This window comes from Edaphobacter modestus (assembly GCF_004217555.1).
Lineage (GTDB): Bacteria > Acidobacteriota > Terriglobia > Terriglobales > Acidobacteriaceae > Edaphobacter > Edaphobacter modestus.
Genome location: NZ_SHKW01000001.1, coordinates 4,074,119 through 4,091,658 on the forward strand (window position 1 = coordinate 4,074,119; position 17,540 = coordinate 4,091,658).

General features: G+C 60.2%; 11 protein-coding genes. 7 read left to right on the forward strand and 4 right to left on the reverse strand.

The annotated features are described in order from the left end of the window. Nucleotides 1-175 precede the first annotated feature (175 nt). The 3 genes from pabB to BDD14_RS17350 all read left to right on the forward strand — a co-directional run bounded on the left by pabB (nt 176) and on the right by BDD14_RS17350 (nt 6,433). On the forward strand, nt 176-2,095 hold the full coding sequence (gene pabB / locus BDD14_RS17340; RefSeq protein ID WP_130419896.1) for an aminodeoxychorismate synthase component I: 1,920 nt from the start codon (nt 176-178) through the stop codon (nt 2,093-2,095). 102 nt (nt 2,096-2,197) lie between these two features. Beyond that, the gene (locus tag BDD14_RS17345; RefSeq protein ID WP_130419897.1) at nt 2,198-3,226 is read left to right on the forward strand and encodes a DUF1338 domain-containing protein; all 1,029 of its coding nucleotides are present in this window, start codon (nt 2,198-2,200) and stop codon (nt 3,224-3,226) included. A gap of 237 nt (nt 3,227-3,463) precedes the next feature. Further along, nucleotides 3,464-6,433, forward strand: coding sequence for an FAD-binding and (Fe-S)-binding domain-containing protein (locus tag BDD14_RS17350; protein ID WP_130419898.1), 2,970 nt, complete (start codon nt 3,464-3,466; stop codon nt 6,431-6,433). 245 nt (nt 6,434-6,678) lie between these two features. Here the strand turns inward: BDD14_RS17350 and BDD14_RS17355 are convergent, their stop codons facing one another. The 3 genes from BDD14_RS17355 to BDD14_RS17365 are packed head-to-tail and all read right to left on the reverse strand — an operon-like array spanning nt 6,679 to nt 8,860. Further along, complete coding sequence (locus BDD14_RS17355) at nt 6,679-7,275, reverse strand: TetR/AcrR family transcriptional regulator (protein ID WP_130419899.1); 597 nt, start codon at nt 7,273-7,275, stop codon at nt 6,679-6,681. A gap of 16 nt (nt 7,276-7,291) precedes the next feature. Continuing rightward, nucleotides 7,292-8,038 carry an ABC transporter permease gene (locus tag BDD14_RS17360; protein WP_130419900.1) on the reverse strand — a complete coding sequence of 249 codons (747 nt, stop codon included), beginning with the start codon at nt 8,036-8,038 and terminating at the stop codon, nt 7,292-7,294. Nucleotides 8,039-8,071: 33 nt separating this feature from the next. Then, on the reverse strand, nt 8,072-8,860 hold the full coding sequence (locus BDD14_RS17365; protein ID WP_130419901.1) for an ABC transporter ATP-binding protein: 789 nt from the start codon (nt 8,858-8,860) through the stop codon (nt 8,072-8,074). Between the two features lie 589 nt (nt 8,861-9,449). Between BDD14_RS17365 and BDD14_RS17370 the strand changes: the two genes are divergently transcribed. Next, nucleotides 9,450-10,118 (forward strand): hypothetical protein, encoded by a 669-nt coding sequence (locus tag BDD14_RS17370; protein WP_242618025.1) that lies wholly within the window; start codon nt 9,450-9,452, stop codon nt 10,116-10,118. A 55-nt stretch (nt 10,119-10,173) separates the two neighbouring features. On the opposite strand, the gene BDD14_RS17375 is transcribed toward BDD14_RS17370, so the two are convergent. Then, nucleotides 10,174-11,421 (reverse strand): alpha-amylase family glycosyl hydrolase, encoded by a 1,248-nt coding sequence (locus BDD14_RS17375; RefSeq protein ID WP_130419902.1) that lies wholly within the window; start codon nt 11,419-11,421, stop codon nt 10,174-10,176. A gap of 127 nt (nt 11,422-11,548) precedes the next feature. Between BDD14_RS17375 and BDD14_RS17380 the strand changes: the two genes are divergently transcribed. The 3 genes from BDD14_RS17380 to BDD14_RS17390 all read left to right on the forward strand — a co-directional run bounded on the left by BDD14_RS17380 (nt 11,549) and on the right by BDD14_RS17390 (nt 17,504). Then, nucleotides 11,549-12,271, forward strand: coding sequence for a DUF5995 family protein (locus BDD14_RS17380; protein ID WP_130419903.1), 723 nt, complete (start codon nt 11,549-11,551; stop codon nt 12,269-12,271). Between the two features lie 299 nt (nt 12,272-12,570). Beyond that, nucleotides 12,571-15,852 carry a TonB-dependent receptor gene (locus BDD14_RS17385; protein ID WP_130419904.1) on the forward strand — a complete coding sequence of 1,094 codons (3,282 nt, stop codon included), beginning with the start codon at nt 12,571-12,573 and terminating at the stop codon, nt 15,850-15,852. A gap of 110 nt (nt 15,853-15,962) precedes the next feature. Beyond that, nucleotides 15,963-17,504, forward strand: coding sequence for a M20/M25/M40 family metallo-hydrolase (locus BDD14_RS17390; protein ID WP_130419905.1), 1,542 nt, complete (start codon nt 15,963-15,965; stop codon nt 17,502-17,504). Nucleotides 17,505-17,540 lie beyond the last annotated feature (36 nt).

Sequence of the window (17,540 nt, forward strand, 5' to 3'; positions counted from 1 at the left end):
TCTGGTGGCAACTCATCCGCGTCCCGGCTCTGAGGACGTCACGATCACCCTGAAGTCCTCCAGCCCGGAGACTGTTTCGTCGCGTGTCCAGAGCCGTTCTCGTCTCGGAGCCGCTCGCCCGGCATCTCCACGCCTATCACCTGGCCCGCAGACATGAAACAATCGCAAGCGATTCATGTCTGCGTGGACTCAGCTTCCGGAATATCTTCGAACGCTCGCTGCTGGCTCGCCCGACGCCGTGTTGCTGGAGACCTCTCGCTTCGATGAACAGAATCATCACAGCTACCTCTTCCTGAATCCCATTGAAGCCGTCTCGGCGAACACTACAGACGAGCTTCACGCGCTCTTCGGATGGATTGAGACCGCTCGTCAGCGCGGTCTTCACCTTGCCGGCTACCTCGCCTACGAGTGCGGATATTTCCTTGAACACAAACTCAGGCGCGATTCCACTCCAGCTCCCGCGACCGGCGACTCGCTGCCGCTGGCGTGGTTCGGCGCTTACGCGCAGCCCTTTGTCTTCGATCATTCCGTTGGCGACTTCCTTGGCCCCGCACCTCCTGCGGTTCCTTCCGTCGCGCCTCCCGAGATCTTCGTCAGCGAAGCCGCCCTCGATATTCCCCAGGACGAGTACACGCGGAAGATTCTTGCCATCAAGCGATATATCGAGGCCGGTGACACCTATCAGGTCAACTTCACCGACTCCGTCACTGTGTCGACGCACCACGACGCCGCAGCCTGCCTGGCAGTGCTCTCGAAGACGCAACCGGTCGCTTACGGCGCCTTGCTGAACGTCGCCGGCCACCACATCGTCTCGCTGTCACCGGAGCTCTTCTTCAGGATTCGCGACGGCAGCATCGTCACGCGCCCGATGAAAGGCACCATGCCGCGCGGGCTCGATCTCGCCGAGGACGAACAGCAGATGATGCGCCTCGAGGCTGACGAGAAAAACCGCAGCGAGCATGTCATGATCGTCGATCTGCTGCGAAACGACCTCGGTCGAATATGCCGCATGGGGTCCGTCCATGCGCATCCGTTGTTCGCGGTCGAACGCTACAGGACGCTGCTGCAGATGACCTCCACGGTCTCCGGCGAGCTTCGTCCCAACCTCACCTTCGCCCACATCTTTCATGCGCTCTTTCCCTCGGGCTCCATCACCGGCGCGCCGAAGATTCGCACCATGCAGATCATCCACGAGCTCGAGCGTCAGCCCCGCGGGGTTTACACCGGGGCGATCGGCCACATTGCGCCTTCCGGCGATGCAGAGTTCAATGTGGCGATTCGAACCCTCGTCCTGCGCGATGGAATCGCGAGGATGGGAGTCGGCGGAGGCATCGTTGCCGACTCCGATGCTGCGTCGGAGTATCGTGAGTGCCAGCTCAAGGCGTCCTTTCTCACTCGCACCGCGCCGCAGTTTCAGCTCATCGAAACCATGCTCTTCGACGGCCACGGCATGCCATATCTGCCGCTGCATCTCGATCGCCTCGCCTCTTCGGCGGCTTATTTCGACTTTCCATTCGACCGCAGCGCCATCGAATCGCGCATCGAGGAACTGGCAGCCTCGCTTGCGCTCCAGCAACGGTTCCGCATCCGTCTCCTCCTTGCGGCCAACGGCGAAGTAACCGTGTCGCCCACAGCCATCACGGAAGATTCCGCCCCTATCACGATCCGCATATCTCCCTGCCGGGTGAACTCCGGCGATCTCCTGCTCCGGCACAAGACCACACAGCGCGAGCTCTACGACCGCGAGTACGCCAGGGCTAGTCAGGACGGCTTTGATGAGGTCCTCTTCCTTAACGAAAAAGAAGAGCTCACAGAGGGAGCGATCAGCACTCTCTTCGTAAACCTTGAAGGATCGCTCCTTACTCCGCCCCTCGCATCCGGCGTTCTGCCCGGAGTCCTTCGTCGCCACGTCCTTGCCACCGAACTCAATGCCGCCGAACGCCCCCTTACCCTCGACGACCTGCGTAGCGCCGAGGCCGCGTTCCTCGGAAACTCCGTCCGCGGACTTCGTCCTATCGCGCGGATCGAGATGGCCGATCCCGAACTCCCGCCGATTCTGTTCCCACGCATTCTGTTCCCAGTCCGGCCCGCGTGACACATGGAACTGCCTCGGAGGATTACCATCTACAGTGTCCTTCCTCGTTGAGCATGATGGATCGTTCGCGCGCACCAGGCAATCGAACCCAGGAGCCAGACCATGAGACATGAGACCGGCGTTTTATATCAGCTTCTTGAGCGCAGCATCGGCCACGACCGTACCAGCCGCCTCTTCCGCGTCCTTGTCATCCATGCCGCTCTCGTCGCCGACGCAGGACCCCGTTCCTCCCGCGCCGTTCTCGCCCAAGCGCTCAACATGCTTCTCTTCGAAGATCTCCTCGAGCGCGTCCCCGCCGCCGAGCGATATGTTCAACGCTGCCTCGACCAGAAACGCACCATCATGCACGACCATGGAGCTGTTCGCACCGTCGGGCTCGAAGGCATGGGCGCGCTTCCCGCCGGACAGGAGGCCATCACCCGCATCCTGCGTCCGCTTGGTTACGCGCTCAACGGCGTCTATCCGCTCGAGCGGCTACGCATGACCGGTCGCTCCCACGCCCAGGCCGACTACCCCGAGGACATCGCGCAGTTCTTCATCAGCGAGCTGCACCCCGAGCGTTTCTCGCCCGACTTCCAGGCTGCAGTCGCTCGCGTCACGGCAACCTCGGTCGATCCTGTTACTCCCGAGGCCGCAACCCTCCTCAAACAGCTTGAGACCGAAGGCTTTCTCTCCATGGAGGATTCACAGAAACTCCTCCCCGTCCTCGTCTCCGTCTTCAAGCGCCAGCACGCCGAGCCCGCATTTGCCGACTATCAGGCGATCCTGGCCGAATCGCCCGAGATGGCCTGGATCTCCACCGAGGGCAACGCCTTCAACCACGCCACCGATCGCGTCGCCGATGTCGACCAGCTCTCAGCCGAATTGAAGGCCCTCAACCAGCCCATCAAAGATGTCGTCGAAAAATCCCAGTCCGGTCGCGTGCGTCAGACCGCCTTCCTCGCCGCCCGCGTCCAACGCAACTTCGGCGCACCGGACGGAAGCACCGTCACCAAAGAAGTTCCAGGCTCCTTCTACGAGTTCATCACCCGCCTCCGCATGCCTGAAAAAAATGGCAAGAGCCCACTCGATCTCAGCTTCGACAGCTCGAACGCGCAGGCTATCTTTAAAATGACCGCCAACACAAAATGACGGCAAACACCAAGTAACGACGCCGTAGCGACCAAGTGACGCCCGTAACGACCAGGTGAGGAGCGGTCTTCAACATCCGTCATTCTGAGCGCAGCAAGAATCTCAGTAGTTCGTCCGTGCAACCACGATTCGCGCATTGAGAACAACTCCGCACCGCCACTTCGCTTCATCCTATCCGCAGGCATTGGCCCCAAGCGCGAACCCTCCACAAAAGCACTAAAATAACTCGCAGACAAAATGTCCACCACCACGACCCCCACCGCCACGCCCTTCACCATTCTCCCCAGCTCGCATGCCCGTGCGCATGAAAGCTTCTCCGCCGCATCCGATCTCGAACAGGCGCTCCGGCAGACAGTCCGCGGCGAAGTCCGCTTCGATCAGGCCTCCCGCGCCCTCTACGCCACGGACGCCTCGAACTACCGCCACATCCCCATCGGCCTCGTCATTCCCCTCGATGAAGAAGACGTCATCGCCACCGTAGCCGCGTGCCGGAAATTCAATGCTCCCGTCCTCTCGCGCGGCGGCGGAACCTCGCTTGCGGGCCAGGGAACCAACGCTGCCGTCATCCTCGACTTCTCGAAGTACATGAACAAGATGGGTCCGGTCGATCCCGTCACCCGCACCGTGCGCGTGCAACCCGGCATCGTGCTCGACCGCGTCCGCGAGGCCGCCGAAAACTTCGCCCTCACCTACGCCCCAGATCCAGCCACCCACAGCCGCTGCACCATCGGCGGCATGATCGGCAACAACTCCTGCGGCGTCCACGCGCTCATGGGCGGCAAGACCGTCGACAACATCCACTCACTCGACATCCTTCTCTACGACGGAACCCGCCTCACCATCGGTGCCACCTCCGAAGAAGAGCTCAATCAGAAGATCGCCGCAGGCGGCCGCACCGGCGAGCTCTACGCCGGACTCAAGCACATCCGCGACACCTACGCTGCACTCGTCCGCGAAAAGTTTCCCAACATCCCCCGCCGCGTCTCGGGTTACAACCTCGACGAGCTGCTTCCCGAGAAACACTTCAACGTCGCCCGTGCTCTTGTCGGCAGCGAAGGCACCTGCGCCGTCATCCTCGGCGCGACGCTGAACCTCGTCGTGTCCCCACAGTTCCGAACCCTCGTCGGTGTCGGCTTCGAAGATGTCTTCATTGCTGCCGATCATGTCCCGCTCGTCCTCACCCACAAGCCCATCGGCCTCGAGGGCATGGACGGCCTCCTCCTCGACTCCCTTCGCAGCAAGCAGAAGGCCCTCGACGACATTCCGCTCCTCCCCGAAGGGCGCGGCTTCCTGCTCGTCGAGTTCGGCGGAAACACCCAGGCCGAAGCCGACCTCCGCGCCCACGACTTTGCCCTGGCGCTCGAGCGAATCGCCGAAGCCCGTATCTACGACCACACCGAAGCTCACCGGGTCTGGGCCGTCCGCGAATCCGGCCTCGGCGCCACCGCCTTCGTCCCCGGCAAGCGCACCGGCTGGGAGGGCTGGGAAGACGCCGCCGTCTCTCCCGAGCAGCTCGGCTCCTATCTCCGCGCCATCTACGCCCTCATGGAGCAGTACGGCTACTGGAGCCCCATGTATGGCCACTTCGGTCAGGGCTGCGTCCACATGCGCCTCTCCTTCGACCTCGAGACCGAAAAGGGCATCCTCGACTTCCGTGCCTTCATGGAGAAGGCCGCCGACATTGCCCTCGCTCATGGTGGCTCCCTCTCCGGCGAGCACGGCGACGGCCAGGCTCGCGGCATCCTTCTGCCCAAGATGTTCGGCCCTGAGCTGATGGAGGCATTCCGCGAGTTCAAGCGTCTCTTCGATCCCGATCAGCGCATGAATCCCAACAAGCTCATCGACCCGCACGAGATCCACGAAGACCTCCGTCTCGGCGCCGACTACAAGCCCTGGGAGCCCAAAACCCACTTCGCCTTCAAGGAGGACAACGGCTCCTTCGCCCGCGCGACCCTGCGTTGCGTCGGCGTCGGTGCCTGCCGCAAGGCCGACGCCGGAACCATGTGCCCCAGCTATATGGCCACCGGAGAAGAGCAGCACTCCACCCGCGGCCGCGCCCATCTCCTTTGGGAGCTCATGCAGCGCGAGGTCCTCCCCAACGACTGGGCCAACGAGCAGGTCCGCGAATCTCTCGACCTCTGCCTCTCCTGCAAGGCCTGCAAGTCGGAGTGCCCCGTCTCCGTCGACATGGCCACCTACAAGGCCGAGTTCCTCTCCCACCACTACGAGCACCATTCGCGCCCGCTCTCTCACTACGCCTTCGGCCGCATCGACCGCTGGGCGCGCCTCGCCTCCATCGCTCCAGGCATCGTCAATGCATTCAACAACGCGCCCGGAATCTCCACGCTCATCAAATCAGCGCTGCACATCCATCCCAGCCGGAGGTTTCCGCGCTTCTCGCGGCCCTTCACTCCCGACCGCCGTCTCGCCCGCGATCCGCAGCGCCGCAAAGATCGCCGCAACCCTCTGCCCGCCACCGCGCCCGCAGTCTTTCTCTGGGCCGACACCTTCAACAACTACTTCCATCCTGCGACCATGCGCGCCGCCCACAAGGTTCTCACCGAGGCTGGCTTCCGCGTATCGCTTCCCAATCACCATCTCTGCTGCGGCCGGCCGCTCTACGACTTCGGCATGCTGGACACGGCGAAGCAATACTTACTGAAGATCCTCGACGTCCTCACCCCGCAGATCGATGCCGGAACCCCCATCGTCGTGCTCGAGCCCAGTTGCGCCTCCGTCTTCCGCGACGAGCTCGTCAACCTCTTCCCTGACGATCCACGCGCGCCGAAACTTCGCTCGCTCATCCACCTGCTCAGCGAGTTCCTCGTGAAGTACGCGCCCCACTATCAGCCGCCCAGGATCGACGGCAAGATCGTCGTCCACGGCCACTGCCACCACAAGGCGATGACCGGCGTCGGCGAGCACGGCATGACCGACGAGCTCAAACTCCTCCGCGCCACGGGCGCCGAGGTCCAGGCGCTCGACTCCGGCTGCTGCGGCATGGCCGGGCCCTTCGGCTTCGAAGACGATAAATACGAGATCTCGCAAAAACTAGGCGAGCGCGTCCTCCTGCCCGCCGTCCGCAACAACCCTCAGGCCATCATCGTCTCCGACGGCTTCAGCTGCTGCGAGCAGATCACCCAGAGCACAGACGCCCGCCCCAAACACCTGGCCGAGGTCCTCGCTCAAGCATCGAACAAACCTTGACTCCAGTCTTCTGCGTTCAACGCAGAGCGGCAGTCCTTTGCAGAAGCTTAGCGGGAAGGTGCCGGGTGCCCCATTCATGCGGCTATATCGCATGAGTGGACCATTCGCGCCGAAGCACGAACCACTTACCCCCGAACGAAGAAGTGTCATCCTGAGCGAAGCGCAGCGAGTCGAAGGATCTGCGGTGTCTTTCGAATCGCCGAGCTGCTTCTTCGTTCGACGCAGCGCAGCCTTCTCGAAAGATCTCAGCGAGAAGGCGCCGCTGTCCCGAAGGCTGCAAGGAAGGCGTCGGCGACGTGAATCTCAAGATCTTTAGGCCCCTTGGCTCCGGCCCTGGTTACGAATACGTGGCGATACATCATGGGGCCCAGCAAGAGCGCGATCCCGATCTCGGGATCGATGCCGCGACGGAGGATGCCACCCTTCTCTCCACGCTGGATCAGGTTGGTCAGCGCCAGCCGGGCCGGCTCGATGACGCGCGTCCGCCAGGCTGCACCCATCGCTCGGTTGCGCGAGGCGTAGGCGATCATGTGCGGTGTCATCTTTTCTCTCAGCGCCTGGCGATCGGCAGCCGGCTGATACTGCAACTGGGCGATGAGGTCGTCGCGGAAATTGCCGGAGTCGAAGACCGGTGGCTCTTCGTCGAGGCCATGCAGATAGCCCATCACCTCCAGGCACAAGGCGTCTTTGTCCTGCCAGTGTTTGTAGATGGTGGCCTTGCTTACGCCGGACGCCTCGGCGATGGCATCCATGCTGGTGGCATCGATCCCGCGTTCTGAAAACAACTGAACCGCCGCATCGATCACTTTCTTATGGGACTCCGCGCTTCTAGGTCTCGCCATCGCTCTCTCTTCTGCTCTATGCTTCGATCCTGGTGAAGAGATAGGCGCCGGCGCTAAGAAAGACTGCGGCGATTCCCGCAAGCAGCGTGACATCGAACATCAGACTGAAGTGCCACGTATTGATAAGCGCGCCGCGCAAACCGTCCACCCCGTAGGTCAGCGGGTCGAGTCTGGTGATGAGGCGCATCGCGAGCGGAAGATTGGTCAGCGGAAAGAGTGCGCCCGACAGAAAGAAGATGGGCATCACCATGAAATTCATCACCAGCTGAAATCCCTGCATGTCCTTGATCACCGAGCCGATTCCGGTTCCCAGCGCTGAGAAGACGATGGCGATCATCGCCACGAAGAGAAAGGCAACAGGGAGGTCGAACCAGCTGTGGGGGCGGAAGCCGGCGATGAGGCAGATGATGAGGATCAGCGTACCCTGGATGACAGCAACAGTTGCGCCACCCAGCGTGCGTCCGATCATGATCTGCATTCGCGATACGGGAGCCACCAGCGTCTCCTTAAGAAAGCCGAACTGCCGATCCCACAGCATGGCAATACCGGAAAAGACGGAGCTGAAGAGCACCGTCATGCCAACAACTCCGGGAGCCATGAACTGCAGATAGCTGCCGTGACCCGCCTGCTTGAAGACCGGACCGAGTCCGAAGCCCAGTGCCAGCAGGTAGAGGCAGGGCTGGCCGAGCGATACCACGATCTGTACCCGCGAACGCACATAGCGCTTCAGCTCCCGTAACCACAAGATATAAATCGCACCCATTCTCGTCTCCTCCTGTCTAGGCTCCCGGTGGTCTTAGCGGCGTCCGAACATCTGCGCGACCTGTCGCAACGTATCTTTGGAGTTTGCACCTTCGTCGCGCAGCGAGGAGCCGGTAAGGGCGAGGAATGCGGCTTCGAGGGATTCCGTCCTGGTCTGCTCTTTCAACTCCGCCGAGGTGCCCTGAGCGACGATCTTTCCATGATCCATAACCGCAATGCGATGGGCGACACGGTCGGCCTCATCCATGTAATGCGTTGTCAGGAAGACAGTGGTCTTCTCGGTCTCGTTGAGGTGCTTCACGTGTGTCCAAAGCTGGTTTCTGCTCTGCGGGTCGAGACCGAGCGTGGGCTCGTCGAGAAAGAGAATCTTCGGTGTATGCAGAAAGCCGCGGGCGATCTCGAGCCGCCGCTTCATGCCGCCGGAGAAGGTCTTCACGTATGCGTCTTTGCGGTCCCATAGTTCGAAGAGCTTCAGCAACTCCTCGGTACGCTGAGTCCGGATCTTGCGAGGCACGTGGTAAAGGATGCCATGCAGATCCATGTTCTCGTACGCGGTCTGTTCGTTGTCGAGGCTGGGATCCTGAAAGACGATGCCGAAGCGCTGACGGGCTTCCTTTTGCTTCACCGTGGGGTCAAGCCCATCGAGTTCGATGAGACCGCTGGTGGGGCGCAACAGCGTGGTAAGCATCTTGATGGTTGTAGTCTTGCCGGCTCCGTTCGGCCCGAGAAAGGCGAAGATCTCTCCCTGCGCGACGTCGAAGCTGATGTCATGGACGGCGGTAAAGGTACCGAACTTCTTGACCAGATTGCTGACGGAAATCATTCGAGGACGTCTCCCGTATACGGTCGCTTTCAAAACAATACTGAACGGTTTAGTTATTAAATGCAAGGGCGATAGTTTCTTGAATGGCTCACGAACGCACCTTGGGAAGCGCTGCGGATCGGCCAGCCTCGTCAATCGAGGCGTTCGCCTCAGCCCACGCCAAAAGCAAAGGGCGATCTCTCTTGCGAGAAACCGCCCTCTCTTTTCCGATTTTCGAAGATCTGGTTCGGAACCAGATCACAACGCTTTGTCATTCCGGATGGGTCCGGTACTGGCGAGTCGAAACCCGCCTTTCCCGTCTGCCTCCGTTATGCCACTCGTTGCAAGAGCTCTCTTGGTCCATCGCAAGACATCCAGTCTCCTGTCTGCCCGTTTTGAGTTCCGTTGCCGGTCCTCTTCGATGGCCCCTCGTTTACTCTCTCCTTCTGGAAGATCACTCCTCCGGTGAAAGGAATAGTACTCCCGCAGCGGCGCGAATCAAGGGGCTTTTTCAGGCATTTTGCTGTGGAAATAGGCCAGATCTGTGGAAGCTGTGGAAGACGAATCTTCCCTCCTGACCGAATTCAATTGCTCGACCTCGCGGAAAGAATTGTCCGTCCTGAAGATAGCCATCTCCGCACCCTCTGCTACGCTAATCACCAGCGAAATGCCATCGAGGTTCCTTGGTGCTCGACGTTCATCCGCCTCACTCAGCAATGCACGGCATCCGCGACTTTCTGCTCCACCTCTTCACCATCACCGCCACCTCGTTCACGAGGCCGAAGCCAGTCTCCATGCCGAGATCCAGCACAACGCGGACACCCTTTCCGGTGCACTCAAAGACCTGCGCAAACAGCAGGATGCGCTCAAGAAGGATCTCGACGTTCTCAACTACATCGTCAAGAACCATAAGGCTCCGGAAAACGCCAGCATGGAAATCGGCGCCAGCAACCGTGACTTGGCCGATGTTGCTTGGAAGACAGCCCAGGCCACGGCCGCGGTCTCCTACATGCCCTACCCCGAAGTACAGGAGTACGCCGAAATTTATTCCAATCAGAACGAACTCAAAACCGCCGATCAGCAGGCCATTCGCGACGCCATCCTGAGTATCGCTCCGTTGGGGAACAGCCAGAAGAGCGATCCGGATCCGACCGGAGGCCATGCCGAAGCCACGCGAGAAAAGATTGAAATCCTCGAGGGTCAGCTTTCGCTTGTTGAAGGAATTCTGAAGTTATTGGACGGTCAGTACAAAAAATTTCTTTCCAGCCATCCCGCTTGATGTTGCTGCGTGCCACAGCTAAAGGGATTGCGCAATCAACATGGGGGTATCCCCCTCAGTACCGTAGCTCTCCGAGGAATACGGCATGCGGCGGAAGGGTCATCCCATCCAGGTGCATCGCGCCCATCCCGCTGTCGGAACGCATCAGCGTCCGCAGAAAACTTCCTCGCAGCCGCAGCCGCTGCATATCCGCCTTCAGCGACAGCGTCACCGGCTGCGCTGACAAATTCTCGATCACCACGATGGCAGGTGTGGCCAGCGAAGCTGCCGCCGGCCTGCGAACCCAGGCCAGGACATTCTGGTCGTCGTGATTCAGCACGGTTATCGCTCCCGAGCTCAGCGTGCGATTGCTGTGAGTCAGGGCGCTGAGCTGTCGATACCAGTTCAGCAGCGACGAAGGGCTGGCATCTTCCGCCGCAACGCTCGTCGCCGCCAGCTGCTCGCCCTTCGCCGGTGCAGCGAAGGAGATCTGCTTCGCCCCATCCGTCAGGCCAAGCTCCTGGCCGCAGAAGAGCATTGTCGCCGCCCGCGTCGTCAGCAACATCGCCGCAAGCGACTTCGCAATCTCGAGGTCGTGCGCGCCATCGCCATAACGGCTCATACTGCGCTTCAGCTTCGGTCCATCGGAGAGCAACAGGGGAACGCTACGTCCTTCGTCGGCCATCTGCTGCGCCAGCTCAAGCGAGGGACGAATCGAGGAAGCCTCAAGCTTTTCCTGCGTCCCCGCTCGCGCATCGGCCACAAGCTGCGGAGCATCCGCGCTTCGACTCTGTGCGCCCGTCGCATCGAGATCGCCGACCACGATGCGCTGACCGGCGAAGCTCCCAGCCGTCTTCCGGACCTGGGCGATTTGATCGGCGCCCGCGTCCGTGACATAGAAACCGGCAACTCCGTGGACCAGCCACAGCCGAGCCCTCGCCTCAACGTCCGCGGACGCTCCGTTCAGCTCCACCAGCACGCGGATGTTGTTCTGGCTGGCGCGCCGCACGATCTCGTCCACATCGTCCATGGTTCCCACGGAAGGATCGAGCGGCTGCTTCGCGTCTCCTCCAAGGGAGCTCAGCAGCAGGGCATCGACGCCGATCGAATGAACGTAATCCAGGTGTTCGGCCAGTCCGTGAAGACCGCCGAAGGTCTCCGGGTCGGCCCGGTACACGACGGCGTGCTTCCACCACGGCGCAGCGTTCATGCCCGATCCCGCCCATCCGGGACGAGCCAGCATCTGTGCCTGTACCGCAGAGGCCAGGGTGAGGAAGAGGAAGAGAGCGGGGATCCGGAGCTGGCGAGGAGGGAAGATTGGCATAGTCGATGGTTGCGGACTCGACCGTCTGAGCCAGCTGTTCTCTCTCGATGCTAAATCGGCGGGGCGAGGACAGCGAATCGGCTGCGCTATACTTTCGCGCATCCTCTCTTAGAAGGGCGCGTGATTCATGAGCCTCTCAGCCTCCGATCAGACTCTGTATCAGATCGTCACGGAACCCGATGCAGTCACCATCGACGATGTTCTCGCGAAGATGAAGCGCATCGACGCCGCACTTGATGACAACGACGGCCTGAAATGGTTCAACCATCTCTACAGCATGGTTACCGAAGAGGTCGATCTGCGACCGCCTGCCGGAGGGTGGAAGGATGCGATCTGGCTCGACCGGCTCGACGTGGTCTTCGCGGGCCTTTACTTCAAGGCCGTGCGTGCCTCTCTCGATAAGAAAGACGCTCCAAACGCGTGGGATGCTTTGATGGAAGCTCGTTTTCGCGGAGGGGTCGACCGCATTCAGTTCGCGCTCGCCGGGATGAATGCGCACATCAACCACGACCTCGCGCTCGCTCTCATCGAGACCAGTCATCAGAGCGGAATCACGCCCACTGCCGAGAGTCCTCAATACGTGGACTATCAAGCGGTCAATCAGCTTCTTGAAGCGGTGATGCCGCGCGCCCTCGATGTGCTTGCAACCGGACTTCTCGGTCAACTCGCGCAGGACACCGGAAAGATCGGTCGTCTGCTTGCCTTCTGGAACGTATGCAAGGCGCGTGATCTGGCCTGGGATTATTCGAATCACCTTCGGGAGATTCACGGTCTGCAGCGAGCGCTGGGTCTTGCCGCGCAGGATCGGATCACGGGTGTGGTGGGCAGAGCGATCCTCGTCTTCCGGTAAATGTCTTCCGATAAATCGGGCTAACACTCCTGTGGTCCGTACTTATGTCCATTTCGCAATCAGAAACCGGCGCAGATACGTGGGATGAACCGGGTGATTTGTGTGACGAACGCCTTGTAATCCGGAACGTTTAAAGGTAGTTTGATAAATATTCAATGAAAAACGACCCGGCATCTGTACATCCACGACGATGTACTAAGTAGCTGTCCCTTCGCCTGGGAACCGTGTGTCTATAGACGAGGCATTCCAGCCTCGCCCCTTTTCATCTTCCAGTTAAAACGTTCGAGGAGAGCCCTGTTATGAGGTTGTTCAATAAGTACATCTATCTCTTATTCCTGGTGTTGGTGTCTGCGATGACACCGATGTTGACCGCCCAGACCTTCCGCGGTGGAATCGCAGGTACTGTGCAGGATTCCAGCGGTGCGGCAGTATCGAATGCCAAAATATCGCTCCTCGGCACCGAGACCGGCTACAAGCGCGACATGGTCTCGACCGATTCCGGAGTGTACAGCTTCCAGGATCTGCCCTTGGGCGATTATACCGTTGAGGTTACCGCTGCCGGCTTTTCCACCCGCAAGGTAGACCACATTGCCGTCCGCCCAGGACAGATTTACTCGCTCGACATCAAGCTCGGAGTCGCCTCGACCAACGAACAGATTGAAGTCAGTGCCGACGCCGTCACCCTCGATACTGTTTCGACCACCAACAATGCCGTGGTCAACGAAAAGGCCGTGGCGAATATTCCGCTCAATGGCCGTGACTTTACCCAACTCCTCAAGGTCGTGCCTGGGTACAACGGCGCCCAATCCTTGAATGGGACACGCACCAACCAGCTCAACTGGCAGATCGACGGTGCGGACAACAACGACATCTGGCAGAACGGTGCGGCCGCTAACCAGGGCGGTGTCGGATCGATCGCCGGCGTAACCATCCCGATCGACGCTATTGACCAGTTCACTGTGCAGTCCCAGGGCAACGCCGAAGCCGGCCGCAACGGCGGTGGCATGGTCTCGCTCGCGATTAAGTCTGGTACGAATACCATTCACGGCTCTGCCTACTACTTCAATCGTAACGAGTTCTTTGCCGCCAAGAGCCCCTTCCTTCTCTCAGCGCAACGCAAGCCCCAGCTGCGCAACCAGCAGTTCGGCGCCTCTGTGGGTGGACCCATCGTTCGGGACAAGCTCTTCTACTTCGTCAATTACGAGCGCCAGAAGTACCTGATCCAGAACTCTGCTTCGGCGACCGAGCCCACCGCCGCTTATGTTCGAGCGGGTACGGCCCTTCTGCAGCAGCACGGCATCTCCGTCAATCCACTCTCTCTGAGTGTTCTGTCTCTCTGGCCCGCCGGAAATCAGGAAGCAGGTCCGGCATCCGCAGGCAATTTCCTCGATGGCCGTCCGCAGACCGGATACAGCGATAACGTGATCGGTAAGGTCGACTGGACTCTCACACCCCGCCAGACCCTTTCTGTGCGAGCCTTCATCGGCACAGGCCGTCAGTTCGCAGCGGTCGGAACGAACGTCTTCGACTACTACCAGGTTGCTCCGGACATTACGCAGAACTTCACTGCGGTCCACAACTACGCGATTACAGATCACCTCTCCAACCAGGCGCTGGCCGCTGTCGGTGTCTTCAACCAGACCTTCAACGATCAGAACCACAGCCAGAACATTCCCGACCTTGGTCTCAATACGGGGGTCACTACGCCATCGTTGTATGGTGCTCCGACCATCACCATCGCCAGCAGCACGACCTTCGATCAGACCGGTGTAACGCAGCCGTTGGGTCGTAAGGATTACACAGGGCATTTCACCGATACGGTCAACTACATCTTTGGCAAGCACCAGGTTCGATTCGGCGGTGAGTATCGCAGGAACTACATGGACCTGCAGTATCAGCGCAATGTCCGTGGAACCTTCACCTTCACGGGTCAGGCGACAGCAAACGCAGCGATCGTAAGCCTTCTTCCTGCGAATGCGACGCCGTATGCGACGGATAATTCGGTGGGTGCCGATGTGCGTGCGATGGCGGACTATCTTGCCGGATACGTCGCATCTTCCAGCTTTACCCAGGGCAATCTTCGCCGTGACATTTACCAGAACACATTCAGTCTGTTTGTGCAGGATCAGTACCAGCTGCTTCAGAACCTGACGCTGAACTACGGCCTGCGCTACGACTACAACGCTCCGATCAACTCTCCCGGTGTCCTCTCTGATTTCCGTCCTGGCGCACCCGGCGCAGATGCCTTCGGCCTTGTGGTTCCAGGAGGCGCGGGGCTGGATTCCATCTATCCCGGGAACAAGTCCAACATCGCGCCTCGCTTCGGTTTCTCCTATGAGCCCACCGCAAAGATGGTCGTTCGTGGAACCTACGGCATTTTCTTCGATGCGATTAACTTCAACGGCTTCTTCGACAACCGTCCTGGCAACGGCGGCGCAGCTGGTGTACAGGCCAACCCGACTGGTGCAACCCCCGTGGTCAACCTGAGCCGTCCCTTCTATCAGTGGCAGACGGGAATCAATCCGTTCAGCAGTGCAAACGCTCCGTCAGTTTTCGGTCTGTCGACGATCGACCCGAACTTCCGTACCGCGTACATCCAGAACTTCAACCTGAACGTTCAGTATCAACTTAGCCGTAATACCATCCTGCAGGCTGGCTATGTTGGTTCGCTTGGGCGTAGGCTGTTCAACCTGATCGACATCAACCAGGCTCGTCCAGGACTCGGAACCTCGAACAATGACCTTCAGCCACGCCGGCCGTATTACAACAACACTGCGATTGCCAACGCGAAGTCCATTGCTGCGATCAATCAGATCTCAAGCCAGGGTACGTCGAACTACAGCTCGGCCCAGGTCATGATTCGTACCAGCAACTTCCATGGCCTCACCGCACAGGGTTCTTACACTTATGGTCATGCGCTTGACGTAGTATCGGGTACCCGCGGCTTCGCTCCGCAGGACTCGACGAATCTGGCTGGCGAGTATGGCAACGCCGACTTCGACATAAAGCACACTTTCAATGGCTACGTCGTCTACGAGGCTCCGCAGATCGGACACAGCCTGCCGGTACTCACCAAGGGATGGCAGGGCAATGCCTTCCTCACTGTCTTCTCCGGACAGCCTGTGAACGTGAAGCTGGGAAGCGTGGACAACAGCGGAACCGGCGAGTTTCAGGATCGCCCGAACCTTATTGGAGATCCCAAGGCTGGCGCCAGCAGGAAGTTTGTCACTCCGGCGGGTGGCGGAACCCCCTACGTACAGTGGTATACCGCTGGCGGATTCGCCCCTGCACCTGCAGGCAGCTTCGGTACGTTCCACCGCAACGTCCTTCGCGGACCTGGCTTCTCGACCGTGGACGCCTCGCTCGTAAAGAACACCCAGCTCCACGAGCGACTCACACTGCAATTGCGTGCGGAGATGTTCAACATCTTCAATCGCACCAACCTTGCTAATCCGGGAGTAGGCACCTTATCCTCGTCCACCTTCGGCCGCAGCACTTCGACGCGCAATAACAGCGGCGCGCCGGGTATTGGACCGGGTGAACCCTTCAACGTGCAATTCGCAGGCAAGATCATCTTCTAGCCTCGAATGAACCCCAACTTCTAACAACGCGCAGGCTGAGGGCGACCGTCCTCAGCCTGTGTCTTTGTCAGGACGTCACTGAACCAGGCAAAAGAAACAGGAGAGTTTCGATGAAGCGTTTTGCTGCACTTATGACGTCTGCCGCGCTTCTGGCAACGCAGGCCGGTCTTGCACAGATGGGCGCGCCCGGAGAGCGGCCCCCAATGATGTCCGCGGTTCCAGGACCGCTGGCTGCGAAGTACAAGTCGGATGCCGACAAGATTCTTCAGGCTGCCATGGCTGACGATGAGGGTTATGCGCATCTGGCCTATCTCACCGACCACATCGGCAAACGCCTCAGCGGAAGCCCGCAGCTCAACACCGCCGTCGAGTGGGGAGCAGAGCTGATGCGCAAGGCCGGTCTCCAGAATGTACAGATACAGCCGGTCATGGTGCCGCATTGGGTGCGCGGTAACGAATCGGCGACGATCACGTACAAAGGCGAAACCGGCACCATCACCAAGCCGCTGCATATGCTTGGCCTCGGCATGAGCGTCGGGACGCCCAAGGGAGGCATCACCGCTCCCGTTGTTTTTGTGCACGACTTCGCCGAGTTCGACGCTCTCTCGAACGATCAGGTCAAGGGCAAGATCGTCGTCTTCAATCCAGGCTGGCACGGCTACGGCGTCGGCTCCATGTACCGCACGGGTAGCCAGGGACGCTCGGCTGCAAAGGGAGCGGCAGCGGTGCTGGTTCGCTCGGCCACCGGGCTCGCAATGCAGACGCCTCACACTGGAACCTTGCGCTATGACGAGAAGCAGGCAAAGATTCCCTCCGCGGCCATCAGCGTCGAAGATGCTCTGCTGATCGAGCGGCTGGCGAAAGAAGGCCCGGTGCAGGTTCATCTCGAGATGGACGCGCACATGGAGCCTGATGTGAAAGCCGGCAACGTCATCGGTGAGATCGTCGGTTCCGAGCATCCCGAGCAGGTCGTAGTTCTCGGCGGCCACATCGACTCCTGGGATGTAGGCCAGGGCGCGCAGGACGATGGATCGGGCATCATGGCCACCTTCGAGGCTGTCTCTCTGATCCATAAGCTCGGCCTCAAACCGAAGCGCACTATTCGAATCGTCTTCTGGGTCAACGAGGAGAACGGTGGAGCCGGCGGCCGCGCCTACCGGCAGTGGATCGGCGACAAGATCGGCGATCAGGTTGCCGCAATCGAGATGGATGGTGGGGCCGAGAAGCCTCTCGGCATCGGCTACGGCGGATTCGGAAGGGCGCGTCGTCCCGCACCACCTTCCCCGGGTGCAGCAGCTGCCGCTCCCGCACCTTCGGGCTTCGATGAGAGCTCACTCTCGGCTGAGGAGAAACAGTCTTTCGTCTACATGCGCGATATTGTCTGCTTGCTCGGCTCCATCGGCACCGATACCGTTTCGCCGGGAGGCGGCGGATCCGATATCGGTCCTATCGTCGCCGACGGTGTTCCTGCTCTCAGCCCTCACACCGTCGGCGATCACTACTTCGACTGGCATCACACCGAAGCCGATACGCTCGATAAGGTCGATCCCGACTCGTTCAAGCGCAACACCGCGATGCTTTCTGTCGTGGCCTACGTGTTGGCGGACATGGACGGCAGGCTTGCCGGCCGCAAAGGCGTTGCCCGCGAATAAGCATAAAGCAGTTGTGTAGCGGCTACCTGTTGGTTG